This is a genomic window from Mucilaginibacter mallensis (genome assembly GCF_900105165.1).
Classification (GTDB): Bacteria; Bacteroidota; Bacteroidia; order Sphingobacteriales; family Sphingobacteriaceae; genus Mucilaginibacter; species Mucilaginibacter mallensis.
The window spans coordinates 2,239,538-2,254,679 of record NZ_LT629740.1 but is presented as its reverse complement, the minus strand read 5'-3'; the positions used below and the strand labels follow the sequence as shown (position 1 = coordinate 2,254,679).

The window sequence follows — 15,142 nt, the reverse complement described above, 5'->3', positions numbered from 1 at the left end:
AACATTTTTTAAGTGCCCGATAGCATAGTTATTATACCAACCTATAATGAGAAGGAGAATATTGAACGGATGATCCGTAAGGTTATGTCCCTTCCTCATGATTTTCATTTACTCATTATTGATGACGGCTCACCTGATGGCACACAGATCATTGTAAAAAACCTGATGAACGTATATCCTGAGCGCCTTTTTATTGAAGAGCGTGCAGGGAAACAAGGTTTAGGCACCGCATATATTCACGGTTTTAAATGGGCATTAGCACATCAGTATGACTATATATTTGAAATGGATGCCGATTTCTCGCACAATCCGGATGATCTGTTAAAATTAAGGCAGGCTATCATTGATGGTGCCGATGCAGCCATTGGCTCGCGCTATATTAATGGTGTAAACGTGGTTAACTGGCCAATGAGCCGTGTACTGATGAGCTATTTTGCATCGGTTTATGTACGTTTCATTACAGGCATAAAAGTTCAGGATTCTACTGCAGGCTTTATGTGCTATAAACGTAAGGTTTTAGAAACCATTAGCCTTGATAAGATAAAGTTTGTCGGCTATGCTTTCCAGATCGAGATGAAATATACGGCTATAAAGCATGGCTTTAAACTGGTGGAGGTGCCCATCATATTTACCGACCGTACAGCAGGAACCTCAAAAATGTCGACCAGCATATTCCGTGAAGCATTTTTAGGAGTGATACAAATGAAGATAAACAGTATTTTCAGGAAGTATCCTGAAGGATGATAATTAGTCCGAAAGACGGCAAGTCGGAAAGACCGAAAGTTTTTCTTTTCATCTGATTTATTCTTACGGACTTTCTGACTTACGGACTTCCCGACTTCATAAAAAAATACTAATTTCGTTGGTAATGAACGAGCATCTTGATCCCGACCGCGAACGCCTCTCTCCTACTGAACGTGATATTGAAAAAGTATTGCGTCCACAGGTATTTGAGGATTTTACGGGTCAGCATAAAATATTAACCAACTTAAAAATATTTGTACAGGCCGCCCGCCAACGCGGCGAATCGCTTGATCACGTGCTCTTACACGGCCCTCCCGGCTTGGGCAAAACCACCCTATCGCACATTATTGCAAATGAGATGGGGGTTGGTATTAAGATAACTTCAGGCCCTGTATTAGATAAACCCGGCGATCTTGCAGGCCTGCTTACCAACCTTGAAACGGGCGACATCTTATTCATTGATGAAATCCATCGCCTTAGTCCGCTTGTTGAGGAGTATTTATACTCAGCAATGGAGGATTTTAAGATTGATATTATGCTTGAAAGCGGACCGAATGCCCGGTCGGTGCAAATTTCTTTAAACCCATTTACATTAGTTGGGGCTACTACCCGTTCCGGACTGCTTACAGCTCCGCTACGTGCCCGTTTTGGTATTAATTCAAGATTAGAATATTACGATGCTAAGCTATTAACTACTATTGTATTACGCTCGGCAACTATATTAAAAACCCCGATAAGCGATGAAGGCGCATACGAAATTGCCCGCCGTAGTCGCGGTACGCCACGTATTGCCAATGCACTGCTTCGCCGTACCAGAGATTTTGCCCAGATAAAGGGAGATGGTAACATTGATACCGCTATTGCCAAATATGCCCTTAACGCGCTGAATGTTGATGAGCACGGCCTGGATGAAATGGATAACAAAATACTGGTAACTATCATCGATAAGTTTAAAGGCGGCCCAGTGGGCTTAAAAACCATTGCCACCGCCGTTGGTGAGGACGAAGGAACTATTGAAGAAGTTTATGAACCCTTTTTAATACAGGAAGGCTTTTTAATGCGCACCGCGCGCGGTCGTGAGGCCACTGAAAACGCTTATAAGCACTTGGGTAAAATTAAACTGGGCGGCAATCCCTCATTATTTTAGTACAACTTTATTATTCAGTACTAAACAGCAAAAAAGTTACAATTACTATTGTAGCTAAAGGTTATAATAACGTGTATATTAACGGCTTGATTGTAATAGTTAACAATCTCAGATCAATAAACCGAATTCTTCCTTTATTCTGCCAAAATGAAAACTAAATTGTTTATCAAAAGCTTGAATTGCTGCAAAATATTTATTTTATCAGTAGCATTAATTAGCATATCTATAACTGCATCATATGCGCAAACGCCTTTACGCCTCGGCGTTGCCGGATTAAACCATAATCACGTATATAATATCTTAAATAAGTACAGGGATGGTAAGGCCGATATTGTAGGTATAGCTGAACCTAATAAAGCCTTATGGGCAAAATTTGGCAAGATCTTTCATATCCCGGATTCATTGTTTTTTACCGATTTGAAAACAATGGTATTAAAGAAAAAACCCGATGCTGTTTTAGGGTATAACGCCGCTGCAAACCATGTGGATATTGTTGAAGTATGTGCGCCGTTGGGTATCCCGGTTATGGTTGAAAAGCCATTGGCTGCTACTTTGGTACAAGCGGTAAGAATAAGGGAACTGGCTGAAAAATATCACGTCAAGGTATTAACCAATTTTGAAACTACATGGTACCCATCAAACTGGGATATTTACAACACCGTAAATACAGGCAGTATAGGCCCCATTAGGCGAATGGTGGCTCATGACGGGCACCAGGGACCGAAAGAAATTGGATGTAGCGAAGAATTTTTAGCCTGGCTTACCGATCCTGTATTGAACGGAGCAGGCGCGCTTAACGATTTTGGCTGCTATGGCGCCGACCTGATGACCTGGATGATGCATGGCGAAAGACCAATTGCTGTAACTGCCATCGCCCGGCATTACAAACCGGATGTTTACCCGAAAGTTGAAGATGACGCTACCGTTATTGTTGAATACCATGGTGCTACAGGTGAAATAGAAGGATCATGGAACTGGCCATTCTCCATAAAGGATTTTGAAGTTTTTGGCGCAACGGGATATTTGCATGCTTTAGATACCAGCCATATAGTTAGTCGCATGCGTGAAAATATTAAAGGTGCTAAAAATGTTGAACCATTGGCCGCTCCAATTAATGACCCAATAGTGTATTTAACCGCTGTGCTTCATCACCAAATACCGGGCACCGATGATCTTTCCTCACTAAAATATAATATTATAGTGATGGAGATATTGGATGCTGCCAAAAGATCTATAAACGAAGGAAGGCGGATAGTTCTGTAAAAACAACTATGTTTAAATGTTTATAAATTAAGATTTATAACAATCAAAATATATTAATTTTGCCGGTGTTTAGAAATATTAATCATCGCCAATTACTTATGTTAAAACAAATTTTCTCTGTATTATCAATAGGCCTTTTGGGCACATTTGCCGCACAAGCGCAAGAAAATACAGCAGCCATAATGGCCCGCAAACAGGTTCCTGTAATATGCTATCATCAGATACGCGACTGGAGGCCCACTGATTCAAAAACAGCAAAGGATTATATCATTCCGCCTGCAGCATTCAGAGAACATATTAAAATGCTGGCCGACAGTGGCTATCATACTATATTGCCTGATCAGTTATATAGCTATTTAACCAAAGGCACTCCGCTGCCAAGCAAACCTATCATGCTAACTTTTGATGATACAGACCTTGACCAGTTTGAAGTTGCCCGCCCTGAGTTAAAAAAATATGGCTTTAAAGGCGTGTACTTTATCATGACCGTATCACTTGGCAGGCCACATTACATGTCATCGGCCCAGGTAAAACAATTATCTGATGAAGGTAATGTTATTGGTAGTCACACCTGGGATCACCACATGGTAAGCAAATACAAACACGATCCTAACCCTAAAAAGGATGATTGGGTAATACAAATTGACAAGCCTACTAAAAAGCTGGAAGATATTACCGGCAAAAAAATAGATTATTTTGCCTATCCATTTGGTATATGGAACAAAACAAACTTACCAGAGCTAAGAAAACGTGGTTTTAAAATAGCTTTCCAGTTAGCTGATAAGCGCTATCCGGAAGACCCGTTGCTAACTGTTAGAAGGATATTGGACAGCGGTTACTGGACAACAAAAACATTCGGCAATAGCGTTAGGCATAGTTTCTAATTTGTTAAAGCATTTAAGTAAAGAGCTCTTTCTAAATTTCAGAAGGGGCTCTTTTTCTTAGTCACTATTACCTATTTTACAGACACCCATCTCACAGCCTCGTCCAGCCTATCTAAGGGAAAACCTTTTGACTGACCGGGAATAATAAATCTAAAAGCATCGCTAAATAATTTCACCTCTCTTTGGTCGGTCACTATGGCTATTCTTTTCCATTGCCTGTAGTGTTTTAGTCCTAATTTCAGGTCTTTCCATAATGCACCCCATGTAAAGCTTGACACCTTGGTATCAAGCACTAACAAAAAATTAATCTTACCCTGGCTGTTAACCTGTTCATTAAGCAGCGGCGCCAATACTCGCTCAAAGTCTTCATCCCTCACCTCACCGGTAGCATGTACACCTGCAACATGCGACGGTAGGTCTTTTATAAATTGCAGCATACTTAAATATTTATATAATAGTTACAAATATTATTCCAGTTAGTAGTAATAAGTAATAAAAAAACAGTTGACCATATGAATGCTGTTCAGCATAAAATTTAAAAACTGTTTAATGTATTATCTTTGTGCCATGCATTCAAACAGGTCGGCTTATAGCGAACTAATTAAAACTGAGGCGAAAAACCTTGGCTTTATGTTTTGCGGTATAGCTAAAGCCGAGTTTTTGGAGGACGAAGCACCCCGGCTGGAGCAATGGCTCAAAAAAAACATGCACGGTGAAATGCGTTACATGGAAAACCATTTTGATAAACGCCTCGATCCGCGTTTATTGGTTGATGGGGCAAAATCTGTCATATCACTAGGGTTAAATTACTACAGTGAGCATAAACAGGCCGATCCGTTGGCACCCAAAATTTCAAAGTATGCTTATGGCGCTGATTATCACCAGGTAATAAAGGATAAGCTCAAGCAGTTGATGGAGATAATCAATGAGAAAATAGGCGAAGTTGGCGGTCGCGCGTTTGTGGATTCAGCACCGGTGCTGGATAAAGCCTGGGCAAAAAAAGCAGGCCTGGGCTGGACAGGCAAGAACTCTAATCTTATCAATAAAAAATCAGGTTCCTTCTTTTTTTTAGCAGAGCTGATCATAGACCTTGACCTGGAATACGATATAGAACCTACGGCCGACCATTGCGGCAGTTGCACACGTTGTATTGATGCCTGCCCTACCGAAGCTATTGTAGCGCCTTATATTGTTGATGGCAGCCGCTGCATATCATACCTCACCATCGAACTTAAAGACGCGATACCACAGGAATTTAAAGGCAAAATGGATAACTGGATGTTTGGCTGTGATATTTGCCAGGATGTATGCCCATGGAATAAGTTTTCGGTATTAAACAATGAACCGTCATTTAAAGCAACACCCGAACTGTTGGATATGAATAAAAACGACTGGACAGATATTACCCAGGAAGTATTTCAAAAAGTATTCAAATCATCAGCCGTAAAACGCACCAAATTCAGCGGCCTGACCCGCAATATTGAGTTCCTGCGGAACAGTTGATTAGTGATTTGAGGTTAGTGATTAGTTACTTGCAGCTAAAATTTTACTAATCTCCAATCACTAACCTCCAATCACTAAAGCCCCTTTTTAAACTTATCTGCCAGCAATTTCAACATATCATCATTAACCGGCACTGCGGGCTCTTCCTTCTTTTTAAAAGGCTTATTATCCGGGCGATAGTTGCTATTGTTATGTGGCTTTTGATATTCCGTTTTTTTAACTGCTTGTGCAGGTGTATTTTCAACCGGTTTTGGTGTGGCGGGGCGTGGTTGCCTCTCAGCTGCTTTTTTAGCGCTAAACCTGGTATATATTTCCTCTAACTTACGTTTAGTATATAAAGGAAAATCGCCCTGCATCATCCATGAATAATAGCTAGGTTCAGAGCTAAATACATCTTCAACCCTTTTGCCTTTGTGCTTGCCAAAATTAATGGTCTCCTCGCCTTGCTCATTGTAAACCAGGCGGCCGGCAAAATCAACAGGCCTGGTTAAATTGGTGAACTTATGAAGCGCCTCAACATCATTTACTACAGGTATGCTCTTATTACCCTTCTTATCCTCCCACTCCATATTTTCATATTTGGCTATCTGGGCAAGTAAAACTTCCATAGTAGCGCGGGTATCAGCTTCAGCTGAGTGGGCATTTATGATCTGTTTATCGCAATAAAACTGGTAGGCCGCCTTTAGCGTACGCTGTTCCATCTGATGAAAGATGTTTTGCACATCAACAAAATGGCGATTATCCAGATCAAACTGAACTCCTGCGCGTAGAAATTCCTCCATCAACATAGGTATATCAAACTTATTGGAGTTAAAACCGGCCAGGTCGCTTATATTTATAAATTCAGCAACAGATGCTGCTATTTGATTGAAGGTTTGCTCATCCTTTATATCCTCGTCATAAATACCATGTATCAGCGATGATTCCAGCGGGATAGGCATTTCCGGGTTTACACGCCATGTTTTTACATCTTCGCTGCCATCAACATTTAGTTTTATAACAGATATTTCAACAATCCTGTCGGCACCTATATTAGTTCCTGTGGCTTCCAGATCAAAAAAAGCCAGTGGTTTCTTTAAATTCAATTTCATCATAATGGATCGGAAATGCAAAGGTGCAAAAGTATAATAACAAAGGGCTGATTAATTTAAAATCTTTTCAAAAAGAACTGTAATTATTTTATAATTTACTGGCACCTAAATAGTTTAACAATTATGAAAAAGCCGTTACTAATCCTCCTGATATTCATCTCCTTAACCATTATTGCAAAAGCTCAGGATTTTGACTACGGCACTTTTAAGCTCGAGGACCTGGAAATGAAGCGTTACGATAAGGATACATCAGCACATGCGGTGGTATTGAATGAGTACGGAAGATCAAAAATAGATGTAACCAGCAACGACAATATCAAGATCATTTATGAATATCATGTTAAGATAAAAATATTTGACAGCAAAGGGTTTGATCATGCAAATGTAGAGGTAATACTTAGGGACAATGATGAGGATAGTGAGACCATTGAAAACATCAAAGGTATAACAACCTACGCCGACGATAATGGATCAATAAGTAAAACCGAGCTTGAGCCGGAAAAAGTTTATAAAAGTAAGATGGATAAATACCATACACTGGTAAAGTTTGCCCTCCCATCTATACGAAACGGATGTATCATTGAGTATAAATACACTACTTATTCCAGATATCTGCAACTTTTCCCACATTGGGAGTTCCAGAGTGATATCCCTAAAATGCATTCAGAATATGATGTGCACATACCAGGGTTTTGGAACTATAATGCCTCGCTTAGGGGAAGCTTAAAACTAACAACAAATAAGGCAGAGATTGAAAGCAATTGCTTCTCTGCAGGAGGAGGCAAAAGTGATTGTTCACATTTAACTTTTGGAATGACAGATATTCCTGCTTTTATAGATGAGGATGATATGACTTCAAGAAAGAACTTCTTGTCGGCCGTGTATTTTGAACTTGCTGAATATACCAACCCATACAACGGCGCTAAAACAAAAATGGCCAAGGAATGGCGGGACGTAGACTATGATCTTAAACATTCTGAATATTTTGGAAGTCTGTTAAAGAAAAAAGACTTATTTAAAGACCGAATCATACCTGTAATTGCGGGTAAAACCGATAGCATGGCCCGTGCAAAGGCGGTTTATGAATATATTCAGAAAACCCTTAAGTGGAACGATTTCTATGCAACCGGAAGTAACGATGGTTTAAGAAAAGTACTTGAAACACATAGCGGCAATGTTGCCGAAATAAACCTGGCTTTGGCTGCTGCTTTAGAGGCTGCCGGCTTCAACGCTCAGGCCGTACTCCTATCTACACGTGAAAATGGCTTTATAAATAAGCTATACCCTGTACAGGAGGAGTTTAATTATGTAGTTGCCAAGGTTGATATTGACAATAAGCCATACCTGCTTGATGCAACAGACCCTTTACTGCCGTTTGGGATACTACCCATGAAGTGCTTAAACGACCAGGGCCGGGTTATGAGCCTTGATAAGCCTTCGTACTGGATAGACATGAACAGTACCCAGCAACGGATAATAAGAACCTCTGCGCTTGACCTGACGCTGCAGCCCGATGGCAAACTAAAAGGAACCATGGTCCAGTATTTATTTGGCTATGCAGCATATGAAGAAAGAAAAGCTATAAAAAAATTCAACTCCGTTGATGAATATGTGGAAAATCTGGATGAGCGTTCACCCAAGTTTAAGATCTTAAATTCTGAGATAAGTAACCTGGACAGCCTTGACATGCCATTGGTTGAAAAATATGAAATTGAAATAAAGAAATATGACGATCTTTATAAGGATCGGCTGGTCTTTAACCCCTATATTACTGATCATATTACACGTAACCCCTACCGTTTGCAGGAACGGAATTACCCTATTGACAGAGGTATGCCGCTTACAGAAAGGTTTACCTTAGTAGTTCACCTACCCGATAATTATATTGTTGATACTCCACCACAGGATATATCCATTGGTTTGCCAAATAAAGGGGGATTATTTGAAACGCTTTACCAGGCTAGTGATAATTCGTTTACATTTTCACACATTATACAGTTCAACAAAGCTATTTACAGTTCTGAAGAATATGCTTATTTAAAAGAGCTTTTTAATAAGATCATCCTGTCTGAAAAAGCACCGATGACTTTAAAGAAAAAAAGTTAATATATAATTTCATAAACAGGATTAATGAAACCCATACTTGTATTTTGCTTGTTATTTATTGCTGCTACTGTTAATGCACAGCAAAATTATGATGCCAGCCTCATATCAAAAGACTTGCTTCCATACGCCCGTGCCGTGGTACGAAATGAACAGATTAATGTTGAGGTAAAAGATTTTGATAATACTGTTTGTCATGTTAAAGAAGCTATAACTGTATTAAATAAAAATGGCGATAGAGCGGCTCGTATTGCGCTATATCATAATAAAAGCATCACCATAAGAGGCGTTAAGGGAGTTATTTATAATTCTTTTGGCACACAAATTAGTAAGTTTTCGGAAAGTAATTTTGAAGACAGGGGTACTACCGATGGTTTTTCTCTTTTTGAGGATATGAGGGTAAAACATTATGAACCTGCTATCACAGACTACCCTTACACTATTGAATATGAATATGAGTTAAGATATGAACAATCGCTTAATATACCAGGTTGGATGCCAAATTCGGAAACCGGAATAGCTGTTGAAAAAAGCTCTTTTAACTTTATCTGCAAGCCCGATTTTAATATTCGGTATAAAGAAATGAATATGCCATCGGGTGTATATATATCAACAAATGCCAATACTGGTTTAAAAACATATGCATGGCAGGTAAATAACCTAAAAGCAATTAAGGAAGAACCATTTGATCCTAATCCTGAGAATTATCTGAGCATGGTTAAAATTGCCCCGGTTAAATTTCAGTACGAAGGTATCGATGGCAGCTTTACCAATTGGAATGAACTTGGCAAATGGATATCAGATAAATTATTGAAGAACAGGCAAGAGGTGTCACCTGCCACAGCCGAGCAGATTATACAAATGACCAGGGGCATTACTGACCCTAAGTTAAAAGCAAAAAAAATATACGAGTATATGCAGGGCCGAACCCGGTACGTGAGTGTACAAATAGGTATTGGAGGGTATCAGCCATTTACTGCGGGTGATGTTGACAGGGTAAACTATGGCGATTGTAAAGCGCTGGTGAATTATACGCAAGCATTATTAAAAGTAGTTGGTATCGACTCTTATTATTGTACTGTTGAGGCTAACCTATCACGTAAAATAAGCTTCCTGAGTGATTTTGCGAGTATGAACCAGGGGAATCATATTATTTTGTGCTTGCCTTTTAAAAATGATACTACCTGGTGTGACTGTACCAGCCAAACCATCCCCTTTGGCTACTTGGGAGATTTTACGGATGACCGTAATGTATTGGCATGCACACCTGAGGGTGGTAAACTAATGCATACCCCTAAATATACAGCAGAAAATAATCTGGAAAAACGAAAAGCCAGCTTTGTAATTTCTGCAACTGGTGACATGACAGGTGAGATGACCACCACCTTTAAAGGGGCTGAATATGATGACCGGGATTGGGTAATTGCGCAATCACAAGTTGAAAGGCTGAAAGCTATGCAGAATATCTACCCGATAAATAATATGAATATTGAGAAGCTGGAATTTAGTCAGGATAAAAGCCTCGATCCTTCTACCACTGAAAACATAAAGCTCAAAGCTCCCGAATTTGCATCAACAGATAATGGGAGAATAACTTTTTTATTAAACCCTGTACACCACATAGCTGTACCAAGGCAGGTACATAACCGTGTTACCAATGTTTATATAAATGAAGGGTATACCGATGAAGATGAGATAACTTACACCTTGCCTACGGGTTACCATCTGGATAGTGAAATATTACACAGAAACCTTGATTTGCCTTTTGGCAAGTATAGCGCTAGTATGAAAGTTGACGGGAACCAATTAGTTTATAAACGTAAATTCCGGTTAAATGACGGCACATACCCTAAAGATACTTACCAGGACCTGGTTGATTTTTACCAATCGGTTGCTGATGCCGATGCACATGAAATAATACTGGTTAAAAATAACTGAAGATAACTATACCGAGTATAATACCCACAATCATAATTACATATAAAAGTATTTCGTTACCGGCAAAGCGTTTATATTTTGTCCAGAATGAATAGTTTTCTTTGGGTTCTTCCATTATGTCACAAAATTACCAATTTATCATAATGGTTTGCAATAAACACGCAATTGTTAATTTACCGAATCAGCTGTAACGGTAGTTGTACCCAGATCAGTTACCGACCCGCATCTTGAAAAGTATTTATAGATGGCACCATGCAATGGTACAATAATTACTCCTTTAGATGAACTTGCGTGAACTATATAGCCATTTTGCAGGTAGACACCTACGTGACTGAATTTTTTACCATCGAAATCAAAAAACACCAGGTCGCCTTCCTTCAGGTCCTGCTCATATTCGCGTTTAATAACCAGTATTTGCTTACTGGTCATGCGTGGGATAGCTATGCCATAAACTTGCTGCTCCAATAAAAAAGCAAGCCCTGAGCAATCTATTCCGTCCTTATCTAAACCGCCAAATCTGTAGGGTGTGCCCATCCATTGATCAATAAAGGCATAAAGGCGGCCATTTTGTATATCATTTTTATCAACCCCCATCATCTCCGAATATTTATCAGCAATACTGGCTTGAGGCTGAACAATTTCGCCCGGCTCGCCTTTCATCACCGCTTTGCGGGGGTGGCATGAAGTAAGAATAGTTAAAGAAATAAGCGCTAAGAATGCAAATTTGGAGTAGCAGTTTAACTTCATACTATAAAAATACCCCTAAACTTTTCTGCCTTAAAAGTCAGTTTATTAACATATTAACATTTTTCGGTGATCGGGATAATTACGTAAAGAATTTACTGGATTTCCCGTGTCATTTTAACCGTCAAAAAGCTAAGCAGCGCTAATACTATCAGCATTGATAACCATATCCATAGCCCAAAATCATGCTTAGGTTGCGCCCCTTTACCAGTGGCATAATCGGGGTTTTTATAGGCAGTGTTTGAAGTTATTACAGGCAACCTGTCTATCGAACAATACTTTAAAAAGCTGAGGTCGTAATTAACAGTTTTGGCGAGTGAGTCGCCGGTAAGTACATAATAATCATGACCACCAGCGAGGTAGCTTATGATATATTGTTTTAACTGATAGGCGTTTACAGACGCAACGCGCAATGGATTATCATCGCCATTAAATATATCAACCCTGATGTACTTTGCTTTGGCGGAAAGCATGATATCTTGCTTACCCGATGAACTTAAAACTGTATCGCAAACCTCATCAATATTTACATTATCAAAGTTTTTATCAGTAGTATACACCACCACCCTTCGGCTGTAATATTTAGGGTCAGTTATGTTTAAATGAAGTTTATTAAGTTGATAAGGTTCAGCAAATCGGATAAAAATACTTGTTTTTTTACCTGTATCTACTTTGTTGAATTTAACAGGTGGTAGTTCAGCATACTCAGGCTGGTTTGATTGGGTTAAGTAAATGCCCGATCTTAATATTTTTACAGGAGCCTTATTCTTACCGTTTATCTGTATCTTAAAATAACGGTAATTACTTATTGGGAAACTAAACGACTGCTCATAATCAGGCTTTCCGCCATCACCGGCATCCTGCAACTGGATATCCTCTTTTATTGCAAACCATGTTTTTAGATCGTCGCTGCCAGTTAAGTTCACATTACGATTCACACTGGTATTTTTCAGATCAACCCAAAGCTGGTTAATATTCAATCTATTTACATTTTCTGAAATATAAATAGTGGCAGTATCAGTTTCCGGGCTTGAATTAACCACGGGAAATTCAATAAAACTATCCTGGTTCCCGGCTGATAAATTATTGCTTAATGCATAAGCCACGGTTTTCCCGGTATTATCAAATAACCGAATATCATACAGACCTTTAGCACTTTTAGCGATCAGGCCCGGGTTTAGTTCAATTTTATAGATCCCCGCTGAATCAATCTTTTTTATATCGGCCCGGTATTTAAAAGCATTCACCTGCGCATAGGTCGTTATGCTTTTTAATATTAAAATACAAAGTAATGCAGCTACTAACTTAACTCTTCGGTTCCCCATCATCAGCAATAATAACTTTAACTTTTTGATACATAAATGAAATAATGAGCAATAGCACACCCAGGCAAAAGAACGCGGCTATTTTACCTGCTGCGGGTATATTCTCAATATCAAATACAAATAGCTTAACCAGGGTAATTGTAAATAAGGTTAGTGATATAATGCGCAGTACCCGTATTTTATAACGCATACCCAGCCACATCAAAGCAAATGATAACACCCCCCAAATAACCGGTAATGCTGTTTTAATATACACAGTTTCAATATGATCCATAGTGGTTCCCTTAGTGTAGAACAGCAGATTGCTTAACAGACATATCTCCAAACTTAAGAACAGCACAATACCAGCTGATAAAATCCAGCTAATTGGCTTAATATAAGCCTGAAAACAAACCCTGCAAACCTTAATAAGGGCATAAAATATAAGCAGAATAAATATTGCACCTATCCAATGCGCAACAAAATGGCTGGTATCTGCAGTGTGCGCGATAAACATGGACGATTGCAGCGAAAAAAATTCCGGGGTTAGCAACAGATATACCGTTATAGTTGCAGCGTATATGCCGACTATTACTCCCCTGCTCATTTTGGTGGTGAAGAACCTGTCCGTTATCAGGCAAAAAACGTACACAAAAGCTGGCAAGTAAAGCATGAGGTATAATATATTCAGATCGGTTGCCGGGTAACGATTTAAAAACTGATGGTTGATCTCTAATGCCCCACTGCAAAATAGCAAGATTATAGCCACATAATTATAAATGGCAGGTGATATGAGAGGACCATTCTCATGCGATTTACTGGCAAAAGCATATAACACCCAGGTGCAAATGGCGGAGAATACAGTAGTAATAAAACCTTTATTAGCAATGATAGCAAAGCGTACATCCTGTGATATATACAACTGCGACCAATCCATCATCAGGCTCAGCAACATGGCTATCCATATAAGCAATGATACCAGCCGGATTAACTTTATGCTCGATTTTTGGTATAGCCAATACAGCAAAACACTTTCGGCAGCCCAAAATAAGGTAATAAAATGCCCATGCAATTGTATTGGGGCGGCTAATGAGATAAAGGTTAATGTAATGCCTATAAGCAGGTAAAGGATATTGATCTCGGCCCGTTTAGTTCTGAAAAGTACGAATGAGAACAACAAGTTTAAAGCCCCAATACTTGCTGAAAACAAGCCGCGGAACTGCTCATCATGCATCATGGTAAGCAAATACAAGCCTGTACTAAAATACAAGGCTGTATTTATGAGCAGTATGCTAAAATCAGAGGTGATGAATTTTTTATTCTCCCTGATGTTGTACGCGATGTTGATCAGGAAAAACATGAGGTATAAAACAGTGATATAAGTAAAACTGATTTGATAAGCGCCAACGGGTAATGTGTAAACAATACCTGCCAGTACCAATACCGTTAAACCAAATGCCGTAATATTAAGTACGCGCCACGATTTGAAGTAGGCAATAACCAACAAACCCGCATTTAAGGTGATTAGATAAATAAACAAAGCATTATAGTTCGCACTGCCGTTACTTACCATAAACGGGCTCGACATGCCACCTACCAATGCTATTACGGCCAGTTCCTGCTTGTCATAAAGCATTGAAAGTGCGACTGCGAAACATGTAATAACAATTAATATAATGAATGAGACTGTTTGATCAAACAGATGAAACTCATGGTAAGCCAGCGTAATGGTAAAGTAGAATATGGCCAGTCCGCCACCAACCAATACCGAACTAAATGCCTTGTAGCTATTACGCAAGCGATGCGCAATGGCTATTAATATACCGCCGCATAATATACCTATTCCAACCCTGCCTGCAGGGCCTACCCAGTTATTATCAATGGCATACTTAACAAAAAAACCGATGGCCAGCACCAGTATGGCAATACCTATCTTGTTAATCAGGTTTTCGCCAATGAACTTTTCCAGATCCGGGTATCGTTCAAAAAAAGAAAGCCGGGGTTCTTCAATTACAGGCTCAGGCTTTGGCGTTTTTCTTATATTTGAGAAAGGATCGTTAATAACCTCTATATGGCGTTCAATCTCAGGCTCTTTAGCTTTGGGCGGAGGAGGTAACGGTATATCAGGCGCTTTTTCTGATACCGGTTTTACAACGTAATCTACCTCCGGCTCAATAACAGTTTTCTGATTTTCTACTGTCGGCTTAGGCACATTAAGCCCGCGGATCATATTCTTAAGATCAATGATCTTTAACTCCAGTTCCCCTATCCTGCTATTGAGCTTGTTATTATTAGTTATTAATAAAACAATAATAATGATAAAGAATATAACATATATGGCATCCATAATTGCGGGTTTGGTTCACTAAATATAGATGAATAATTTAGAAATTATGAAATGCAGCAAACTAACATCCGAAA

General features: G+C 39.3%; 13 protein-coding genes. 7 read left to right on the top strand and 6 right to left on the bottom strand.

Going from position 1 to position 15,142, the window contains the following annotated elements; genetic code table 11:
- Positions 1-12: 12 nt before the first annotated feature.
- From BLU33_RS09235 to BLU33_RS09220, 4 genes are all read left to right on the top strand, one after another.
- Positions 13-744: a polyprenol monophosphomannose synthase gene (locus BLU33_RS09235; protein WP_091371531.1), complete on the top strand. Its 732-nt coding sequence runs from the start codon at positions 13-15 to the stop codon at positions 742-744.
- 124 nt (positions 745-868) lie between these two features.
- Entirely contained in the window at positions 869-1,891 is a 1,023-nt protein-coding gene (ruvB, locus tag BLU33_RS09230) for a Holliday junction branch migration DNA helicase RuvB (protein ID WP_091371529.1), read from the top strand.
- A 147-nt stretch (positions 1,892-2,038) separates the two neighbouring features.
- On the top strand, positions 2,039-3,154 hold the full coding sequence (locus tag BLU33_RS09225) for a Gfo/Idh/MocA family protein (protein WP_091371528.1): 1,116 nt from the start codon (positions 2,039-2,041) through the stop codon (positions 3,152-3,154).
- A 98-nt stretch (positions 3,155-3,252) separates the two neighbouring features.
- Positions 3,253-4,038, top strand: coding sequence for a polysaccharide deacetylase family protein (locus BLU33_RS09220; RefSeq protein ID WP_091371526.1), 786 nt, complete (start codon positions 3,253-3,255; stop codon positions 4,036-4,038).
- Positions 4,039-4,109: 71 nt separating this feature from the next.
- On the opposite strand, the gene BLU33_RS09215 is transcribed toward BLU33_RS09220, so the two are convergent.
- On the bottom strand, positions 4,110-4,475 hold the full coding sequence (locus BLU33_RS09215; protein ID WP_091371524.1) for a SpoIIAA family protein: 366 nt from the start codon (positions 4,473-4,475) through the stop codon (positions 4,110-4,112).
- 130 nt (positions 4,476-4,605) lie between these two features.
- Between BLU33_RS09215 and queG the strand changes: the two genes are divergently transcribed.
- Positions 4,606-5,541 carry a tRNA epoxyqueuosine(34) reductase QueG gene (gene queG, locus BLU33_RS09210; protein ID WP_091371522.1) on the top strand — a complete coding sequence of 312 codons (936 nt, stop codon included), beginning with the start codon at positions 4,606-4,608 and terminating at the stop codon, positions 5,539-5,541.
- Positions 5,542-5,615: 74 nt separating this feature from the next.
- Here the strand turns inward: queG and BLU33_RS09205 are convergent, their stop codons facing one another.
- Positions 5,616-6,632 (bottom strand): 3'-5' exonuclease, encoded by a 1,017-nt coding sequence (locus BLU33_RS09205; protein WP_091371520.1) that lies wholly within the window; start codon positions 6,630-6,632, stop codon positions 5,616-5,618.
- A 123-nt stretch (positions 6,633-6,755) separates the two neighbouring features.
- Here BLU33_RS09205 and BLU33_RS09200 point away from each other — a divergent pair, with 123 nt between their 5' ends.
- Positions 6,756-8,738: a transglutaminase domain-containing protein gene (locus tag BLU33_RS09200; RefSeq protein WP_091371518.1), complete on the top strand. Its 1,983-nt coding sequence runs from the start codon at positions 6,756-6,758 to the stop codon at positions 8,736-8,738.
- Positions 8,739-8,762: 24 nt separating this feature from the next.
- Complete coding sequence (locus BLU33_RS09195; protein WP_091371514.1) at positions 8,763-10,673, top strand: DUF3857 domain-containing protein; 1,911 nt, start codon at positions 8,763-8,765, stop codon at positions 10,671-10,673.
- Here the strand turns inward: BLU33_RS09195 and BLU33_RS25575 are convergent.
- From BLU33_RS25575 to BLU33_RS09180, 4 genes are all read right to left on the bottom strand, one after another.
- Entirely contained in the window at positions 10,660-10,788 is a 129-nt protein-coding gene (locus BLU33_RS25575) for a hypothetical protein (protein ID WP_262493829.1), read from the bottom strand. The two genes, BLU33_RS09195 and BLU33_RS25575, sit on opposite strands and share 14 nt — an antisense overlap.
- 53 nt (positions 10,789-10,841) lie before the next feature.
- A complete protein-coding gene (locus BLU33_RS09190) occupies positions 10,842-11,420 on the bottom strand; it encodes a C40 family peptidase (RefSeq protein WP_091371513.1) in 579 nt (192 codons plus the stop codon).
- Positions 11,421-11,512: 92 nt separating this feature from the next.
- Positions 11,513-12,745, bottom strand: coding sequence for a hypothetical protein (locus BLU33_RS09185; protein ID WP_091371511.1), 1,233 nt, complete (start codon positions 12,743-12,745; stop codon positions 11,513-11,515).
- Positions 12,723-15,068 carry a DUF2339 domain-containing protein gene (locus BLU33_RS09180; RefSeq protein ID WP_091371509.1) on the bottom strand — a complete coding sequence of 782 codons (2,346 nt, stop codon included), beginning with the start codon at positions 15,066-15,068 and terminating at the stop codon, positions 12,723-12,725. The genes BLU33_RS09185 and BLU33_RS09180 overlap by 23 nt, the downstream gene beginning before the upstream one ends.
- Positions 15,069-15,142 lie beyond the last annotated feature (74 nt).

Excerpts from the sequence above, each read along its gene's own strand:
- ruvB (WP_091371529.1), top strand. The coding sequence starts at position 869 with ATGAACGAGCATCTTGATCCCGACCGCGAACGCCTCTCTCCTACTGAA.
- BLU33_RS09225 (WP_091371528.1), top strand. The coding sequence starts at position 2,039 with ATGAAAACTAAATTGTTTATCAAAAGCTTGAATTGCTGCAAAATATTT.
- BLU33_RS09220 (WP_091371526.1), top strand. The coding sequence starts at position 3,253 with ATGTTAAAACAAATTTTCTCTGTATTATCAATAGGCCTTTTGGGCACA.
- BLU33_RS09215 (WP_091371524.1), bottom strand. The coding sequence starts at position 4,475 with ATGCTGCAATTTATAAAAGACCTACCGTCGCATGTTGCAGGTGTACAT.
- queG (WP_091371522.1), top strand. The coding sequence starts at position 4,606 with ATGCATTCAAACAGGTCGGCTTATAGCGAACTAATTAAAACTGAGGCG.
- BLU33_RS09205 (WP_091371520.1), bottom strand. The coding sequence starts at position 6,632 with ATGAAATTGAATTTAAAGAAACCACTGGCTTTTTTTGATCTGGAAGCC.
- BLU33_RS09200 (WP_091371518.1), top strand. The coding sequence starts at position 6,756 with ATGAAAAAGCCGTTACTAATCCTCCTGATATTCATCTCCTTAACCATT.
- BLU33_RS09195 (WP_091371514.1), top strand. The coding sequence starts at position 8,763 with ATGAAACCCATACTTGTATTTTGCTTGTTATTTATTGCTGCTACTGTT.
- BLU33_RS25575 (WP_262493829.1), bottom strand. The coding sequence starts at position 10,788 with ATGGAAGAACCCAAAGAAAACTATTCATTCTGGACAAAATATAAACGC.
- BLU33_RS09190 (WP_091371513.1), bottom strand. The coding sequence starts at position 11,420 with ATGAAGTTAAACTGCTACTCCAAATTTGCATTCTTAGCGCTTATTTCT.
- BLU33_RS09185 (WP_091371511.1), bottom strand. The coding sequence starts at position 12,745 with ATGATGGGGAACCGAAGAGTTAAGTTAGTAGCTGCATTACTTTGTATT.
- BLU33_RS09180 (WP_091371509.1), bottom strand. The coding sequence starts at position 15,068 with ATGGATGCCATATATGTTATATTCTTTATCATTATTATTGTTTTATTA.